Annotated in this window: 15 protein-coding genes; 8 read left to right on the top strand and 7 right to left on the bottom strand. The window is 68.8% G+C overall.

Going from position 1 to position 14,747, the window contains the following annotated elements; translation table 11 throughout:
• Positions 1-5 precede the first annotated feature (5 nt).
• Both BLV49_RS04545 and BLV49_RS04550 read right to left on the bottom strand, forming a co-directional pair.
• On the bottom strand, positions 6-1,505 hold the full coding sequence (locus tag BLV49_RS04545; protein WP_245723535.1) for an ABC transporter substrate-binding protein: 1,500 nt from the start codon (positions 1,503-1,505) through the stop codon (positions 6-8).
• Between the two features lie 60 nt (positions 1,506-1,565).
• Entirely contained in the window at positions 1,566-2,312 is a 747-nt protein-coding gene (locus BLV49_RS04550; protein WP_091180457.1) for a DUF1684 domain-containing protein, read from the bottom strand.
• Positions 2,313-2,492: 180 nt separating this feature from the next.
• Here BLV49_RS04550 and BLV49_RS04555 point away from each other — a divergent pair, with 180 nt between their 5' ends.
• Positions 2,493-3,383 carry a ribonuclease Z gene (locus BLV49_RS04555; protein ID WP_176980715.1) on the top strand — a complete coding sequence of 297 codons (891 nt, stop codon included), beginning with the start codon at positions 2,493-2,495 and terminating at the stop codon, positions 3,381-3,383.
• Between the two features lie 40 nt (positions 3,384-3,423).
• On the opposite strand, the gene BLV49_RS04560 is transcribed toward BLV49_RS04555, so the two are convergent.
• From BLV49_RS04560 to BLV49_RS04570, 3 genes are read right to left on the bottom strand one after another with little or no spacing between them, the layout of a single operon-like run.
• Complete coding sequence (locus BLV49_RS04560; protein ID WP_091186757.1) at positions 3,424-4,329, bottom strand: serine hydrolase; 906 nt, start codon at positions 4,327-4,329, stop codon at positions 3,424-3,426.
• A gap of 38 nt (positions 4,330-4,367) precedes the next feature.
• Positions 4,368-6,347 (bottom strand): M13 family metallopeptidase, encoded by a 1,980-nt coding sequence (locus tag BLV49_RS04565; protein WP_091180460.1) that lies wholly within the window; start codon positions 6,345-6,347, stop codon positions 4,368-4,370.
• Between the two features lie 45 nt (positions 6,348-6,392).
• Positions 6,393-6,746, bottom strand: a complete 354-nt coding sequence (locus tag BLV49_RS04570; protein ID WP_091180464.1) for a VOC family protein — start codon at positions 6,744-6,746, stop codon at positions 6,393-6,395.
• 84 nt (positions 6,747-6,830) lie between these two features.
• Here BLV49_RS04570 and BLV49_RS04575 point away from each other — a divergent pair, with 84 nt between their 5' ends.
• From BLV49_RS04575 to BLV49_RS04605, 7 genes are all read left to right on the top strand, one after another.
• Positions 6,831-7,283 (top strand): hypothetical protein, encoded by a 453-nt coding sequence (locus tag BLV49_RS04575; RefSeq protein ID WP_143033952.1) that lies wholly within the window; start codon positions 6,831-6,833, stop codon positions 7,281-7,283.
• A 10-nt stretch (positions 7,284-7,293) separates the two neighbouring features.
• Positions 7,294-8,607 carry an MATE family efflux transporter gene (locus BLV49_RS04580; RefSeq protein WP_281245309.1) on the top strand — a complete coding sequence of 438 codons (1,314 nt, stop codon included), beginning with the start codon at positions 7,294-7,296 and terminating at the stop codon, positions 8,605-8,607.
• On the top strand, positions 8,604-9,176 hold the full coding sequence (locus tag BLV49_RS04585) for an RBBP9/YdeN family alpha/beta hydrolase (RefSeq protein ID WP_091180470.1): 573 nt from the start codon (positions 8,604-8,606) through the stop codon (positions 9,174-9,176). Before BLV49_RS04580 ends, BLV49_RS04585 begins: the two co-directional genes overlap by 4 nt.
• A gap of 94 nt (positions 9,177-9,270) precedes the next feature.
• On the top strand, positions 9,271-10,176 hold the full coding sequence (locus tag BLV49_RS04590) for an ABC transporter ATP-binding protein (protein ID WP_091180472.1): 906 nt from the start codon (positions 9,271-9,273) through the stop codon (positions 10,174-10,176).
• Positions 10,173-11,006, top strand: coding sequence for an ABC transporter permease (locus BLV49_RS04595; protein ID WP_091180477.1), 834 nt, complete (start codon positions 10,173-10,175; stop codon positions 11,004-11,006). The genes BLV49_RS04590 and BLV49_RS04595 overlap by 4 nt, the downstream gene beginning before the upstream one ends.
• Before the next feature lie 34 nt (positions 11,007-11,040).
• On the top strand, positions 11,041-12,237 hold the full coding sequence (locus tag BLV49_RS04600) for a sensor histidine kinase (RefSeq protein ID WP_143033953.1): 1,197 nt from the start codon (positions 11,041-11,043) through the stop codon (positions 12,235-12,237).
• The gene (locus tag BLV49_RS04605) at positions 12,234-12,863 is read left to right on the top strand and encodes a response regulator (protein ID WP_091180485.1); all 630 of its coding nucleotides are present in this window, start codon (positions 12,234-12,236) and stop codon (positions 12,861-12,863) included. Before BLV49_RS04600 ends, BLV49_RS04605 begins: the two co-directional genes overlap by 4 nt.
• Here BLV49_RS04605 and BLV49_RS04610 read toward each other — a convergent pair.
• Positions 12,860-13,396, bottom strand: a complete 537-nt coding sequence (locus BLV49_RS04610) for a GNAT family N-acetyltransferase (RefSeq protein ID WP_091180489.1) — start codon at positions 13,394-13,396, stop codon at positions 12,860-12,862. The genes BLV49_RS04605 and BLV49_RS04610 overlap by 4 nt on opposite strands.
• Entirely contained in the window at positions 13,393-14,682 is a 1,290-nt protein-coding gene (locus BLV49_RS04615) for an amidohydrolase (RefSeq protein WP_245723693.1), read from the bottom strand. The genes BLV49_RS04610 and BLV49_RS04615 overlap by 4 nt, the downstream gene beginning before the upstream one ends.
• Positions 14,683-14,747: the final 65 nt, after the last annotated feature.

A 14,747-nucleotide genomic window follows, 5' to 3' on the forward strand; every position in this document is an offset into this window, starting at 1 on the left:
TTCGCTTACTTCTTGACGATGTCGTACGCGTAGAACTGCGAGTTGAGGCCGTTGATCGGGTACCCCGTGACGTCGCTCGCGGCGACGACGATCTGCGGGTAGAGGTAGAGCCACGCGCTCGCGGCGTCTTCGGCGATCTGCTCGTTGACCTTCTTCAGCAGCGCGGTCTGCTCGTCGGTCGTCTGGGCCTGCTCGGCCTCGGCGACCCATTTCTGCACGTCGGCGTTGTCGTAGCCCCAGTAGAAGTCGGGGTTGCCGTACCAGACGACGTCGCGGTCGTTGACGTGCTCCTGCAGCGTCGCCTCGAAGTCGTGCTTCTGGAACACCTTCGTGTACCACTCGTCGGCGCTGATCGTGTTGATCTTCACCGTGACGCCGACCTTCTTCAGCTCGGCCTGCAGAAACTCCGCGACGGCGGGGTGCGGGTCGTAGCTCGGGGTGTCGAGCGTGAAGCTGAAGCCGTCGGGGTAACCGGCCTCGGCGAGCTCCTTCTTCGCGAGGTCGGGATCGTACGGGTTCACCTTCGTGAGGTCCTCATACCAGGGGTCGGTCGGCGGCACCATCGAGCCGATGAGGGTTCCGTAGTCGCCCCAGATGGAGTTCAGCAGCTTCTCGCGGTCGATCGCGGAGTAGACGGCCTTGCGCACGAGCGTGTTGTCGAACGGCTTCACGCGGTCGTTGAACGCGAGCAGCTCCTTCGTCGTCGATGCGCCGTCGTTCACGGTGTAGTCGTCGTTGTTCTCGAACTGGCTGAGCGCGTCGGGGCTCTGCACGCTCGTGATGATGTCGATCTGCCCGGTGAGCAGGGCATTGTTCTGCGCGGTCGCGTCACTGTAGTAGTGGAAGACGACCTCGGCGTTCTTCGCCTTGGGCCCCCAGTAGCCGTCCCAGCGCTCGAGGCTCAGCGTGCTGCCCTGCTTCCAGTCGCCGAGCGTGTACGGACCCGTGCCATCTTCGCTCGTCGTGAGGTCGCTCGCGTCGGAGTTCACGATCCACACGTAGCTGAGGTTGTAGATGAACGAGATCGAGCGCTGCTTCAAGTGCACGACCACGGTCTTCTCGTCGGGCGTCTCGATCGAGTCGACGACCTCGAAGCTCGACTTGCGCGCCGACTGCGAGTCCTCGGCCGTGACGGCTTCGATGCTGCGCTTCACGTCGGTGGACGTGAGCGTCTTGCCCGAGTGGAAGGTGACGCCATCGCGCAGCGTGAACGTGTACGTGAGCCCGTCGTCGCTCACCTCGTCGCTCTTCGCGAGCAGCGGTTCGACCTTGCCGTCGTCGGTGAGCTTGTAGAGGCCCTCGTACACGTTGCCGCTGAGCGCCTCGGTGACGCCCTGCCCGCCGCCGCCGGTGTTGCTGAGGTTCTGCGGCTCGTACAGCGAGCCGATCTCGATCGTCGCGTCGGCGCCGCCGCTCGAGCTGCCGCCTCCGCCGCCGGCCGAGCAGCCGGTCAGAACGAGCGCGGCGCTCACGAGCGCGGCGGCGATGGTCAGGGTTCTCTTCACTGTTGTTCTCCTTGACTGAAAAAGACGAGGCGAGCGGATGCCGCGGGCGGCGGCATCCGGTCAGGCCGAGTAGATGTCGAAGCCGCCCGTGAACCGCACCTGCTTCTCACCGGCGATGACCGGCTCCGCGAAGCGGTTCTGCGCGGGCGGCAGCGGACAGTTGTACTGCGCCGAGAAGCCGCACGGCGGCACGAAGGCGCGGTTGAAGTCGAGGGTCACGGTTCCCGGCTGGCCGAACCCGCCGTCGTCGGCGCGCTGCACGAAGAGGAACCGGCCCGAACCGTATGTTCCCGTGTCATCGTCGCGGCCGTTCGTGGGATCGCCGAAGACGAGCAGAAGCACGCCGCCGTCATCGAACGCGGCGAACCGGTAGTCGACGCCGCCGCGGCGGAAGGTGATATCGCCCGGCACGACGAGCTCGCGTGTGCCGCCGTTGTCGCGGATGTGCTCGAACGGGATCGTACGCCCGGCGTCGACCGGCGTGAACGTCGCCTCGACCACCCAGTCGGGGTCGTAGGGGAACGTCGAGATCTGCTCGAACGCGCGGATCGCGGGCGACGCGGCGTCCCAGAAGCGCAGGCCGTACTCGTCGGCGCCCGTGTCGATGTTCCGGCGCTTGAGGCTCGTGACGGTGACGGATGCCGCCGCGCCCTGTCGCTCAGACGCGAGGTTCGGCCGCGCGCCGTCCGGCAGCCACCGCGTCTCGACGAGGGCGAGGTTTCCGGTGGGCGCGGTCACGGAATCGCGGCGCTCGCGACGCCACGCATCGTGATCGGCGCGCGCTGCGGCAAGGGTGGGTTCGGTCATGTCTCTTCGATCGTGAAGCAGAAATCGTCGCACGCGAAAACGCGTGTCCGAAAATGACAGCGCACGCACGGCCGTTCGTATTCCCGCGTTTACCGATCGCGGCGATCACTCCGCGGGTTGCACCGCCCGAGCGCCCCTGAGCGGGGCCTGTGCGCGCTATCGTGGCCCGAAGGAGGCCTGATGGTTCGCGAACTCGTCGTCCTCGGCACGTCGTCGCACCTGCCGACGCGCACGCGCAATCACAACGGCTACCTGCTGCTCTGGGATGGTGAGGGCTATCTGTTCGACCCTGGAGAGGGAACGCAGCGGCAGATGACCTTCGCCGGGGTATCGGCGTCGAAGATCACGCACATCTGCCTCACTCATGTGCACGGCGACCACAGTTATGGTCTCCCGGGCGTGATCTCCCGACTGGCGGCCGACGGCGTCGAGCACGACGTGCAGCTCCATTACCCGTCGAGCGGCGAAGAGTTTGTTCGTGCGCTCGTCTCGGTGGCGACTCCGCCGCCAAACCTTCATTTGGTCCCGCACGATGCCGCCGGCGAGGTCGCTGAGAACCTGAGGGTTGCGCCGCTCCGGCATCGCGTGGAGGCGTTCGGCTACCGGTTGACGGAGCCGGACGGTCGCACGATGCTCCCCGACAAACTCGCCGAAGCCGGCATCCTCGGTTCCGACATCGCACGGCTGCGGCGAGAGGGCTCGCTGGGCGGCGTGCGTCTCGACGACGTCAGTGTGCCACGGGCCGGCCAGAGCTTCGCATTCATCATGGACACCGCTCCGTGCGCCGGCGCGGAAGAGCTCGCCGACGGTGTCGACATGCTCGTCAGCGAGTGCACCTTCGCCGATGAGGACGCCGATCTCGCCCGTGACTATCTGCATCTGACGGCTGGGCAGGCCGGCGAGCTTGCCCGGGCATCACGCGCGCGGCATCTCGTGCTCACGCACTTCTCCTCGCGCTACCCGAACACGGATCAGCTCGTCGCTCAAGCGCAGGCTCGCGCACCGGAGACGATCGTTGCGGCAGCCGACGACTTCGATCGCTTCCCGATGCCGGCCCGACGCCGGCGATAGTGGCCAGGGATGCCTGGGATAGCGCGAGCGCTCACACTGCTCAGTGCACGTACTCCAGCAGGTCGTTGCCGAGTGTGCGCAGGGCGTCGATGACAGCGAGGCGTGTGAGCAGATCACTGTCGCTGAACGAGGTTGCGACGGCGTACGCCACGCCCGCCCGGGGCCCCCGCAGCACACCGACCTCAGCGCGCACGCCCGCATCCGACCCCGTCTTATTGAAGAGCGTGAGCTCGTGGGTGCCCTGCCGATGCGACAGCGGATCCAGCCCGAAGGCGGACGCGACGAGCGACAGGTCCATGTTGAGCGAGAGCCAGTCGACGAGCCGCTGACTCGCGGTCGGACTCGTCGCCTCGCCGCGCGCAACCTCCGAGAACAGCCAGGCGAGCTCTCGCATCGACCCGACGGAGAGTTGCGGCGCGTCGTCGGGTCCTCGCTGGTCGCGTGCGGAGTCGAGAAGGGCCGTGCGGTTGAGACCGAGCTTCTCGGTGCGCTCGTGCACCTTCTCGAGTCCGATCTCGCGCAGCAGCACGTTTGTGGCGAGGTTGTCGCCCGCCGCGGCGGTGAACACGGCGAGGTCGGCGACGGGAAACGACGGCGCCTGCAAGTGCTGCCAGATGCCGCCGTCGCCCACGTTGTCGCGCGCTTCGCGGTCGAGGATGACGAGCCCTTCGAAGTCCGGATCGTCGAGTCGCGCCGCGACCTCGGCGAGCAGCAACACCGTGCCGATTCCGGCGGTCGGCATCACGACGTAGTCGTCGATTGCGAGCAGCTCGCGGCCGCTGGCCAGATCCATGATGCGAGCCGAGACCTGCACGCCGTTGCGCGCGAGCACACCGAGGGCGGTGAACCCGCGCTCGAAGCTGTCGGCAGGCTCGCTGGCCCGATGCCTCGCGCGCCGGTCTCGTGGGCGCACTCGACGCTCAGGCGGGTGGGCCGGTGATGACACGCGCGTCACACTCCCTCATACGAGACCGGATGCTCCAGCTACCAGATCGTGACGCGCTCCTCGGGCGCAAGCCACAGCGCGTCGGTCTCCGTGACTCCAAAGACAGCGTAGAACTCGTCGATGTTCCTGACAATCTGATTGCACCGGAACTCGTTCGGCGAATGCGGATCGATCGCGAGCAGGCGAATCACCTCGGCGTCGCGGCTCTTCTGCCGCCAGGCCTGCGCCCACGACAGGAAGAAGCGCTCGGCCCCGGTCAAGCCGTCGACCACCGGCGGCTCCTGCCCGTCCAGCGAGATCAAGTACGCCTTCCAGGCGATGCTGAGCCCGCCGAGATCGCCGATGTTCTCGCCGATCGTGAGGGCGCCGTTCACGTGATGGTCCGGAACCTGCTCAGGGGCGAGCGCGTTGTACTGCTCGATGAGAGAGCCGGTGCGCTTCTCGAACGCCTCGCGATCGGCTTCCGTCCACCAGTCGGCGAGTCGTCCGTCCCCGTCGTAGCGGGACCCCTGGTCATCGAAGCCGTGCCCGATCTCGTGGCCGATGACGGCGCCGATCGCACCGTAGTTCGCCGCGGCGTCTCGCGTCTCATCGAAGAACGGGTACTGCAGAATGGCCGCAGGGAACACGATCTCGTTGAATCCCGGATTGTAGTAGGCGTTGATCGTCTGCGGCGTCATGAACCACTCGTCGCGATCGAGGGGCTTCCCGATCTTGCTGACCTCGCGGTGCTGCTCGAATCGACCGGCACGGCGCACGTTGCCCACGAGATCGCTCGAATCGATCTCGAGGCTCGAGTAGTCGCGCCACTTCACGGGGTAGCCGATCTTCGGCGTGAACTTCTCGAGCTTCTCGAGCGCCCGCTCGCGCGTGGCCGGGCTCATCCACTCGAGCGTCGAGATCGACTGCCGGTAGGCCTCCACGAGGTTCGCGACGAGCTCGTCCATCGCGGTCTTGGCCTGCGGCGGGAAGTGACGCTCGACGTAAACGCGCCCGACGGCCTCGCCCATCGCGCCCTCGACGAGGGAGACGCCGCGCTTCCACCGCTCGCGCTGCTCGGGCGTGCCCGTCAGGGTGCGGCTGTAGAAGTCGAAGTTCTCGGCCGAGAAGTCGTCGGTGAGGTACGGCGCTGCGCCGTGCAGCACCTTCCACGCCACCCAGTCCTTCCAGGCGTCGAGGTTCTCCTCGACGAGCACGTCGCCGAGGCCCTCGAGGAAGGAGGGCTGCATGACGACGACTTCGGCGAGCGCGGACGCCGGCACGTCGATGGCCTCACGCCACGGCGTCAGATCCACGCCCTTGACGAGAGCGAAGGCGTCGTCTCCGGTGTAGAGGTTGTACGTCTTCTGCGCGTCGCGCGTTGCCACGTTGTCCCAGTGATGCGACGCGATCTGCGTCTCGAGATCGAGAACGCGGCGAGCACGACCGGCCGCGTCATCGAGGCCGCCGAGCGTGAACATGCGCTCGAGGTGGCCGAGGTACGCCTCACGGGTCTCAGCGAAGCGTTCCTCCCGGAAGTAGCTCTCGTCGGGCAGCGTGATGCCGGACTGCACGATGAACATGATGTAGCGCTCGGGGTTGCCCGGGTCGTTGTCGACGCCCATGCCGATGAAGCCGCCGACGCCGTCGTTCTCGAGTCGGCCGAGTGTGGCGAGCAGCTCGGGAATGGACGAGATCTCGGATGCCGCCCGCAGCTGCTCCGCGATGGGCTCGGTTCCGAGCTCGGCGATGCGCTCGGTGTCCATGAAGCTCGCGTAGAGATCGCCGACCTTGCGCGCCTCGACCGCGGCATCCGTGTCGTCGAAGACGCCGTTCTGCGCATCGAGGATGATCTGCTGCACGTTCTTCTCAGCGGTCTCCGCCAGCTGATAGAAGGTGCCCCACCGCGCCTTGTCGGACGGGATCTCGGTCTCGTCGAGCCACGTGCCGTTGACGTGTCGGAAGAGGTCGTCTTGCGGTCGGATGTTCGGGTTCAGCTTGTCGGCTTCGATGCCGGAGGACAGCGCAACATCAGTCATGCGCCCAGCCTACGTGAGGCGACCGACGGAGCAGTCGTACCCGGCTCAGTGCACGATGCAGAAGGGGTGACCGGCGGGGTCGAGGAAGACCCGGAAGTGCTCGTACTTCTTGCCGGTGTCGGTTGCGCCGTGCTCGAGCACCTGCCGCTCCGCCTCGTCGAGGTCGTCGACCATGACATCGAGATGGAATTGCTGCGGCACCTCCTGGTCGGGCCATTCCGGTGCGCGATAGTTCTCGACCTGCTGGAACGCCACGGCGGGGATGCCTTCGGCGTAGCCGATCGTGATCCAGTCGTCCTCGGTCTCGACGCGAGCCATGCCGAGCAGCTCCTCATAGAACGGCGCGAGCGCGGCCGGATCCGGGCAGTCGATGACGGTTGCGTGCAGTTTTCCGATCATGCGGTCGAGAGTACGGGAGACCCCCGACCTCCGGTAGCCCCCGGCGCCAGAACGGGTGTCGGAGGGTGGTGGCATCCTTCGTGCATGGACAGCAATTCCCCCACGATTGACGAAGTCCTGGTGCCGTTCTTCGACGATCTGACTGAGCACAAGACGGGGCGCAGGCTGCGCCGCGTTTTCCAGGTCGAGGCGCGACTGCGCGAGTACCTCGAGGCGGAGGGCCATCGCTGCCTCAGCTCCGTTTCCTTCGAGCTGCTCACCCTCGAGAAGACGTTCGAACCCCGGCGCGCCTTCACGAGATGCATGCGCACGGAAGACCTCCTCTACGCGCTGCGCCCCTTCATCGAGGCCCCCTGGCTCCCCGAGGAGAGGGTGCAGGCGAGTGTGCAGGTCTCCGTCGTCGAGAAGCTCGCGCTGTCGATGCGCGCGCACGACCAGCTCGATCTCACCCAGGTCGCGGAAGAGTTCGCGCGCCTCGAGATCGCGCTGATCCAGATCAAGCAGTCGCAGCGCGTCGAGGCGGCCTCCCGCCGATAGAGTCGAAGCCGTGAAAGCCGTCGACCGCGAGATTCTGCGCCTTGCGGTCCCCGCGCTCGGGGCGCTCATCGCCGAGCCGATGTTCCTGCTCGCCGACTCCGCCATGGTCGGCCACCTCGGCGTCGAACCGCTCGCGGGACTCGGGATCGCGAGCGCCGTGCTGCAGACGATCATCGGCCTCATGGTGTTCCTGGCCTACGCGACCACGCCGGCCGTCGCCCGGCGGCTCGGCGCGGGCGACGAGCGCGGCGGCGTCTCCGTCGGCATCGACGGGATCTGGCTCGCCTTCGGGCTCGGCGTCGTTCTCGCCCTTCTCGGCTGGCTCGCGACCCCGATTCTCATCGCACCGTTCGGGGCGACCGCTTCCGTCTCAGCGCAGGCATCGACCTATCTCTCGATCTCGATGGCCGGAATCCCGGCGATGCTCGTCGTATTCGCCGCGACCGGGCTCCTGCGCGGGCTGCAGGACACGCGCACTCCCCTGTTCGTCGCCGTCGGCGGGTTCGCAGCGAATATCGGCCTCAACTACGTCTTCATGTACGTGCTCGACTTCGGCATTGCGGGCTCCGCGCTCGGCACGGTCGTCGCGCAGTGGGCGATGGTCGCCGTCTACGTCGCCGTGGTACTGCGCCACGCCCGACGCACGTCCGCCACCGTGCGCCCGACCCGCGAGGGGCTGCGCGGCTCCGCGCTCTCGGGCGGCTGGCTGTTCGTGCGTACCGCGAGCCTGCGCGCGGCCATGCTGCTGTCGATCTTCGTCGCGACCTCGCTCGGCACAAGCGAGCTCGCCGGATTCCAGATCATGATGACGCTGTACTCGACGGCAGCCTTCGCACTCGATGCGCTCGCGATCGCCGCGCAGGCCCTCATCGGCAAGAATCTCGGGGCCTCCGACGTCGACGCCGTCCGGTCCGTGCTCGCGCGCTGCATCGTCTGGGGGCTCTGGGCGGGCGTCGTGATCGGCGCGATCATCGCCGGATTGAGCGGAGTGCTCGGCCACCTCTTCACGGGCGACGCCGAGCTCGCCGCTCAGATGCAGCCCGCGCTCGTCGTGCTGGGCGTCAGCGTCCCGCTCGGCGGGTTCGTCTTCGTCCTCGACGGGGTGCTGATCGGCGCGGGTGACGCGCGCTACCTTGCGCTCACCGGGATCGTGAACCTCGCCTGCTACGTGCCGCTCGCCCTCTGGGTCTACGCCGCGCAGCCGACGGGCGCGGCCGGGCTCGCCTGGCTGACCGCGGCCTTCAGCCTCGGCTACATCGCCGCGCGGGCCGTCACGCTCGGCATTCGTTCCCGCACGACAACGTGGATGAGGACCGGCGCATGAGCCGCCTTCGCATCGTCGTCGCGCACGGCTACCTCGCGAACCCGCAGATGCACTGGTTCCCGTGGCTGCGCGAGCACTATGCGCGCACGCTCGGCGACGATGTCGTGCGCGTGCCGGCGCTGCCGAACTCCACGGATCCCGAGCTCGAGCCATGGGTCTCGACGCTCGCCGAGGCGATCGGCGAGGTGGACGACGACACGATCCTGATCGGCCACAGCCTCGGTTCCATCACGACGCTTCGGGTTCTCGATCGGATGCCGCGCCCGTGGAGCCTGCGCGGCCTCATCCTCGTGGCGGGCTTCGCCGAACCGCTGCCGAACCTGCCGAAACTGGATCCGTTCACGGCGGAGCCCGTCGACTTCGAAGCGATCATCGCAGGCGCACGACAGCGGCACGTCGTCGGCTCCGACAACGACACGACTGTCGCCCCGCCGATCACCGCCCGACTCGCGCAGCACCTCGCCGCCCCGCTCACGATCATCCCGGACGGCGGTCATTTCGTGCAGCGGCAGGGCTGCCGCAGCATCCCCGAGCTGCTCCCGATCATCGACGGGATGCTGGACGGCTGAGCCGCGAGCGACCGAAGCATCCACCGATCGGTGGAGGGCGGAATCAGCCGGTCGGACGCTCTGCCGGCGGCATCCGCTCGGCCAGTGTGGAAGCATGCCAACACACACAGACAACATCGTCGAGGTACGAGACCTCCAGAAGCGCTACGGCTCGTTCACGGCGCTCGACGGCGTGAGCTTCGACATCCGCCGCGGCGAGACGTTCGCCCTGCTCGGCCCGAACGGGGCGGGCAAGTCCACGACCATCGAGATCCTCGAGGGCTACCGCCGCCGCAGCGGCGGCGAGGCGCGCGTGCTCGGCGTCGACCCCGAGCGCGGCGACCTCGGCTGGCGCGCGCAGCTCGGCATCGTGCTGCAGTCGACGGGCGAGTCCGGCAACCTCACGGTGCGCGAGCAGCTCACCGAGTTCGCGGGCTACTACCCCAGCCCGCGCGGCGTCGACGAGGTCATCGAGGCCGTCGGCCTCGAGGCGGCGCAGAAGACCCGCATCGGCAAGCTCTCGGGCGGCCAGCGCCGCCGCGTCGACGTCGCGCTCGGCATCATCGGCCGGCCGCAGCTGCTGTTCCTCGACGAGCCCACGACGGGTTTCGACCCCGAGGCGCGTCGCCAGTTCTGGGAGCTCATCCGCTCGCTCAAGGCGGAGGGCACGAGCATTCTGCTCACGACGCACTACCTCGACGAGGCCGCACAGCTCGGCGACCGGGCCGCGGTCATCGCCGGCGGCCGCCTCGTGGACATCGGCGCTATCGACGAGATCGGCGGCCGCGAGGCTCGCACTCCCCTCGTGAAGTGGACGGATGCCGCCGGCCGGCGCCGCGAGATCCGCACCCACGAGCCGGCCACCGCCGTCGCGGCACTCGTCGCCGAGGCCGGCGCGGAGCCGCGCGACGTCGAGATCGTGCGGCCGACGCTCGAAGACGTCTACCTCACCCTCATCAACGCGGACGCCGGCGAGACCGCTGCCGCAGCATCCGACACCGAACAGGAGTTCGCAGCATGACCGCCCTCACCGCACCGCTCATCCCGACGCTTCCCGCGGGGCGCTCGCTTCGCCTCGGCCTGCGGCGCATCCCGCTCGAGCTGAAGATGTACTTCCGCGCGGGCGACCAGGTGTTCTTCACCTTCCTCTTCCCGACGCTGATCTACGCGCTGTTCGCGACGGTGTTCAGCGACCAGGAGCTGCCCGACGGCGTCTCGATGGCCACCTACTACCTGCCCGGTCTGATCGCGGGCGCGATCCTGCTGTCGGGCGTGCAGAACCTCGCGGGCGACATCGCCGTCGAGAAGAGCGACGGCACGCTCAAGCGCCTCGGCGGCTCGCCGCTGTCGCCCGTGTCGTACTTCATCGGCAAGCTCGGGCAGGTCGTCGTGACGAGCCTGCTGCAGCTCGCGCTGCTCGTCGGCGTCGCGGTGCTCGGCTTCGATGCGGCGCTGCCTGACACGGCCGAGGGCTGGGCGATCGTCGCGTGGGTGTACGTGCTCGGCATTGCGGCGTGCTCGTTCGCGGGAATCGCGCTCTCGGCGCTGCCGCGCTCCGGCAAGACCGCGTCGGCCGTGATCATCCCGATCGTGCTCGTTCTGCAGTTCATCTCGGGTGTGTACCTGCAGTTCTCGGCGCTGCCCGAGTGGCTGCAGAGCGTCGCGGGATTCTTCCCCGTGCGCTGGATGGCGCAGGGACTGCGCGGAGCGTTCCTGCCCGAGTCCTACGCCGCCGCGGAGCAGAGCGGCGCCTGGGATCTGCCGCTCGTCGCGATCATGCTCGCCGTGTGGATCGTCGTGGGCCTCGTGCTCGCGCGGCTCACATTCCGCTGGATCCACAAGGACAAGTGAGGGCGGCCGGGCCGGACGTGAGACAGTGATCAGCGTGAACACTCGCACCTGGTGGGACATCGCCGCCGGCGTCACTCTCGTGGCGCTCGCGGCGCTGTTCCTCGTGAACCCCGACAACAGTGCCGGCGAGCGCATCGTGCTCATCGGCGTCCTTGCCGGGATCGGCGCCGTGTACGCGTTCGGCGCCCGCCGTTTCATCGCGATCGACCTCGCCGACGATGAGGATCCGCCGCTCGGGCTCGGGCTCAGCCTGCAGGCGGCGCTGCTCGCCCTCGTCACGGTCGGCGTGTTCGTCGACCCGAACATGATGTCGGCGCAGATCGTCGTCATGCCGCTGATCTGGATGAGCGCGCGTTCGACGGTGCACGCTGTCATTGCGAACATCTGCGCGGCTGCGCTCTTCGGAACCGCGTACGCGGCCGGCGGCGGCTGGACGAGCGGCAGCATCGGCACGGGGTTCACGATCTCCGTGGTGTCGGCCGCGTTCAGCGTGGCGCTCGGCCTGTGGATCACGCGCATCGCCACGTGGGGCGTCGAACGTCAGCGGCTCCTCGAGGAGCTCACCGCGACCCAGGGCGAGCTTGAAGCGGCGCACCGCGAGGCCGGGGCGGCCACCGAGCGCGAGCGACTCGCGCGCGACATCCACGACACGATCGCGCAGAGCCTCACGAGCATCGTCATGCTCGCCCAGCGCCTCCGCCTCGAGGACACCGGCTCGGAGGCCGCCCAGCTCATCGAGGAGACCGCTCGCGAGGCGCTCGTCGAAGCCCGCGCGCTCGTCGCCTCGAACGCGGCGGTCACCCCCTCGGCGGCATCCGGATCGCTTGAGGCGAGCCTCGTGCGACTGGGCGAGCGCTTCGAGCGCGAGACGGCCGTGCGCGTGGCCGTCGACGCTCACCTGGAGGTTCCGCTCTCCCGCGATCTCGAGGTCGTCATCCTGCGCTGCGCGCAAGAGGGACTGGCGAACATTCGCAAGCACGCGGGCGCGACCGCGGTGTCGCTCTCGCTCGCGACAGAGCGCGACTTCGCCGTGCTCGTCATCCGCGACGACGGCCGCGGCCTCGGCGGCTATCGGCTCGCCGACGAGGGCGGCTTCGGCCTCGTCGGCATGCGCGATCGGCTCGCGCTCGTCGGCGGGAGCCTTCAGGTGACGGACGCCCCCGGCGGCGGCGTCTGCCTGACCGTGCGCGTCCCGCATCCATCCGTTCACCCTCAGGAGGCATTTCAGTGATCCGCGTTCTCGTCGCCGACGACCACCCGATCGTGCGCGGCGGCATCGTCGGCCTGCTCGACCTCGCCGACGGCATCGAGGTCGTGGCCGAGGCGGCGACGGGCGCGCAGGCGCTCGAGCGCACGCTCGCGACAGAACCCGACGTCGTCATGATGGACCTGCGGATGCCGGAGCTCGACGGCGCGAGCGCCACCGCGCGCATCCTCGCCGAGCGCCCGCAGACGCGCGTGCTCGTGCTGACGACGTACGAGTCCGACGATGACATTCTGAGCGCGATCGAGGCGGGCGCGTCAGGCTACCTGCTCAAGGCCGCGCCCGCGGAGGAGATCGTGGCGGGCGTTCGCGCGGTTGTCGACGGCAAGACGGTGCTTGCGCCGTCGATTGCGGCGACGCTCGTGCAGCGCATGCGCGGCGGCGCCGACGACCGGCAGCTTCCCGCACTGAGCCCCCGCGAGCTCGACGTTCTGCGGCTCGTCGCGAAGGGGCACAGCAACCCGCAGATCGCGCGGGAGCTGTTCATCGGCGAGGCGACTGTGAAGACGCACTTGCTGCACGCGTTCGACAAGCTCGGCGTCTCCGACCGCACGCGTGCGGTCACGCTCGCTCTGGAACTCGGGCTGCTCTAGCCTCGTGCCTCGGCCGGCACGAGGGAGACCCGACTGCTCAGCCACTCGTACTCGGAACCCGCCGTCTGCTCGGTCTCGAGCGGCTCGAACCCGGCGCGTTCGGCGACAGAGCGCGAGCGCGGATTGGCGGGGGACACACGGATGACCGCCTCGGAGATGCCCGGCACCTGGTCGAGGAACGACACCATGAGCATCACCGCGCGCGTCGCGATTCCGCGACCGCGCGTGTCGGGGTACAGCCCGTAGACGATGTCGGCCTGGTTGTCGTGCAAGTCCTCACGACCCACCTCCGCCGTGATCGTGCCGGCGAGCTTGCCCTCGCTCATGATCGCGAAGGCGAACGTGGGGCCACCGGCCTCCCAGGCCTTCTCGGCGTCGGCGAGACGGCGCTTCTCCGTCGCCTCGGTGCCGTCCGCCCCGTCGAGCCACGTGACGTACTCGACGTCTTGGCCGGCGAGGTGCGCGTCGGCATCCGCCATCGTGAGCGGCCTCAGCATCACGACGCCGTCGTCGGAGTACAGAACCTTGATCATCGCTCCCCCTTGCTTGTCGTCTCGTTCGGGTCATCGAGCCAGGTCAGCGCAGCCGTCACGAGCGCCGCGATGCCCGTCCGCAATGTCGGCTCGGGCAGCGGCGCGAAGAACGGCGAGTGGTTCGACGGCACGCCCGCCGGCAGCGACGGGCCGAGCGCGGCGTCCGCGAACAGGGCCGGATCCGCTCCGCCGAGCAGCCAGTAGACGAGCGGAGCGCCGGCCGCGGCGGCGAGGTTGCCGACGTCCTCGCTGCCCATGAGCCGGGGCACCTCGATGACGGCTCCGTCGCCGAGGCACGCACGGAAGGCGTCGAGAGTTCTCGCGGTCGCCTGCGCGTCGTTCACGAGAACGGGGAACGCGTCACCGCGGCTGATCTCAGGTTCTCGGGCGGCGCCGGATGCTTGTGCTTCAGCGTTCACGATTCGAGTGACGGCGCCCACGAGCCGCTCTCGGACGGAGTCGGTGTAGCTGCGGATGTTCACGCCGAGGCGGGCCTCGTCGGGAATGATGTTGTTCTTGGTTCCCGCGTGGATCTGGCCGACGGTGAGCACGCCGGTCTCCGCCCCCGCGATCTCGCGCGACACCACTGCCTGCAGCCGCATGACCGTGGCGGCCGCCATGACGACGGGATCGATCGTCGACTCGGGCTGCGAGCCGTGCCCGCCACGCCCGAACATGCGGATGTCGAGCTCGTCCGTCGCCGCGAACGCGGGACCCGCGACGGCGCCGAGAGTCCCGGCGGGCAGGGGCATCACGTGCTGGCCGAGCACGATGTCGGGCGTCGGCACTCGATCGAACAGGCCGTCGTCGACCATGACCTGCGCGCCGCCGCCGTTCTCCTCGGCGGGCTGGAAGACGAGAACGAGGGTGCCGGCCCACTCCGCGGCCTCGCCGGCGAGGACCTCGGCGGCGCCGAGCAGGGCGGTCACGTGCATGTCGTGACCGCACGCGTGCATGACGGGCACCTCGTTGCCCGCGGGATCGATGCCCGTCGCCGTCGAGGCGTAGGCAAGCCCCGTCTGCTCCCGCACGGGGAGCGCGTCCATGTCGGCGCGCACGAGCACCGTCGGGCCGCTGCCGCGGGCGAGGACGCCCACGACTCCGGTGCGTCCGATCCCGGTCTGCACGGCGTAGCCGAGCGAGCGCAGCCGTTCGGCGACGATGCCCGCCGTGCGGTGCTCGGCGAACGACAGCTCGGGGTTGCGGTGAAGGTCCTCGTACACCGAGCGCAGCTCGTCGGCGGCGTCGCCGGAGGCCTTCGCCACCGGCTCGACCTGCACCTTCACGTTCGCCACGCTGCCTCCGATCGTCGTGACTCCAGCGTATCCCGCACGCCTGCTCGCGGCATCCG

This window comes from Paramicrobacterium humi (assembly GCF_900105715.1).
GTDB lineage: Bacteria > Actinomycetota > Actinomycetes > Actinomycetales > Microbacteriaceae > Paramicrobacterium > Paramicrobacterium humi.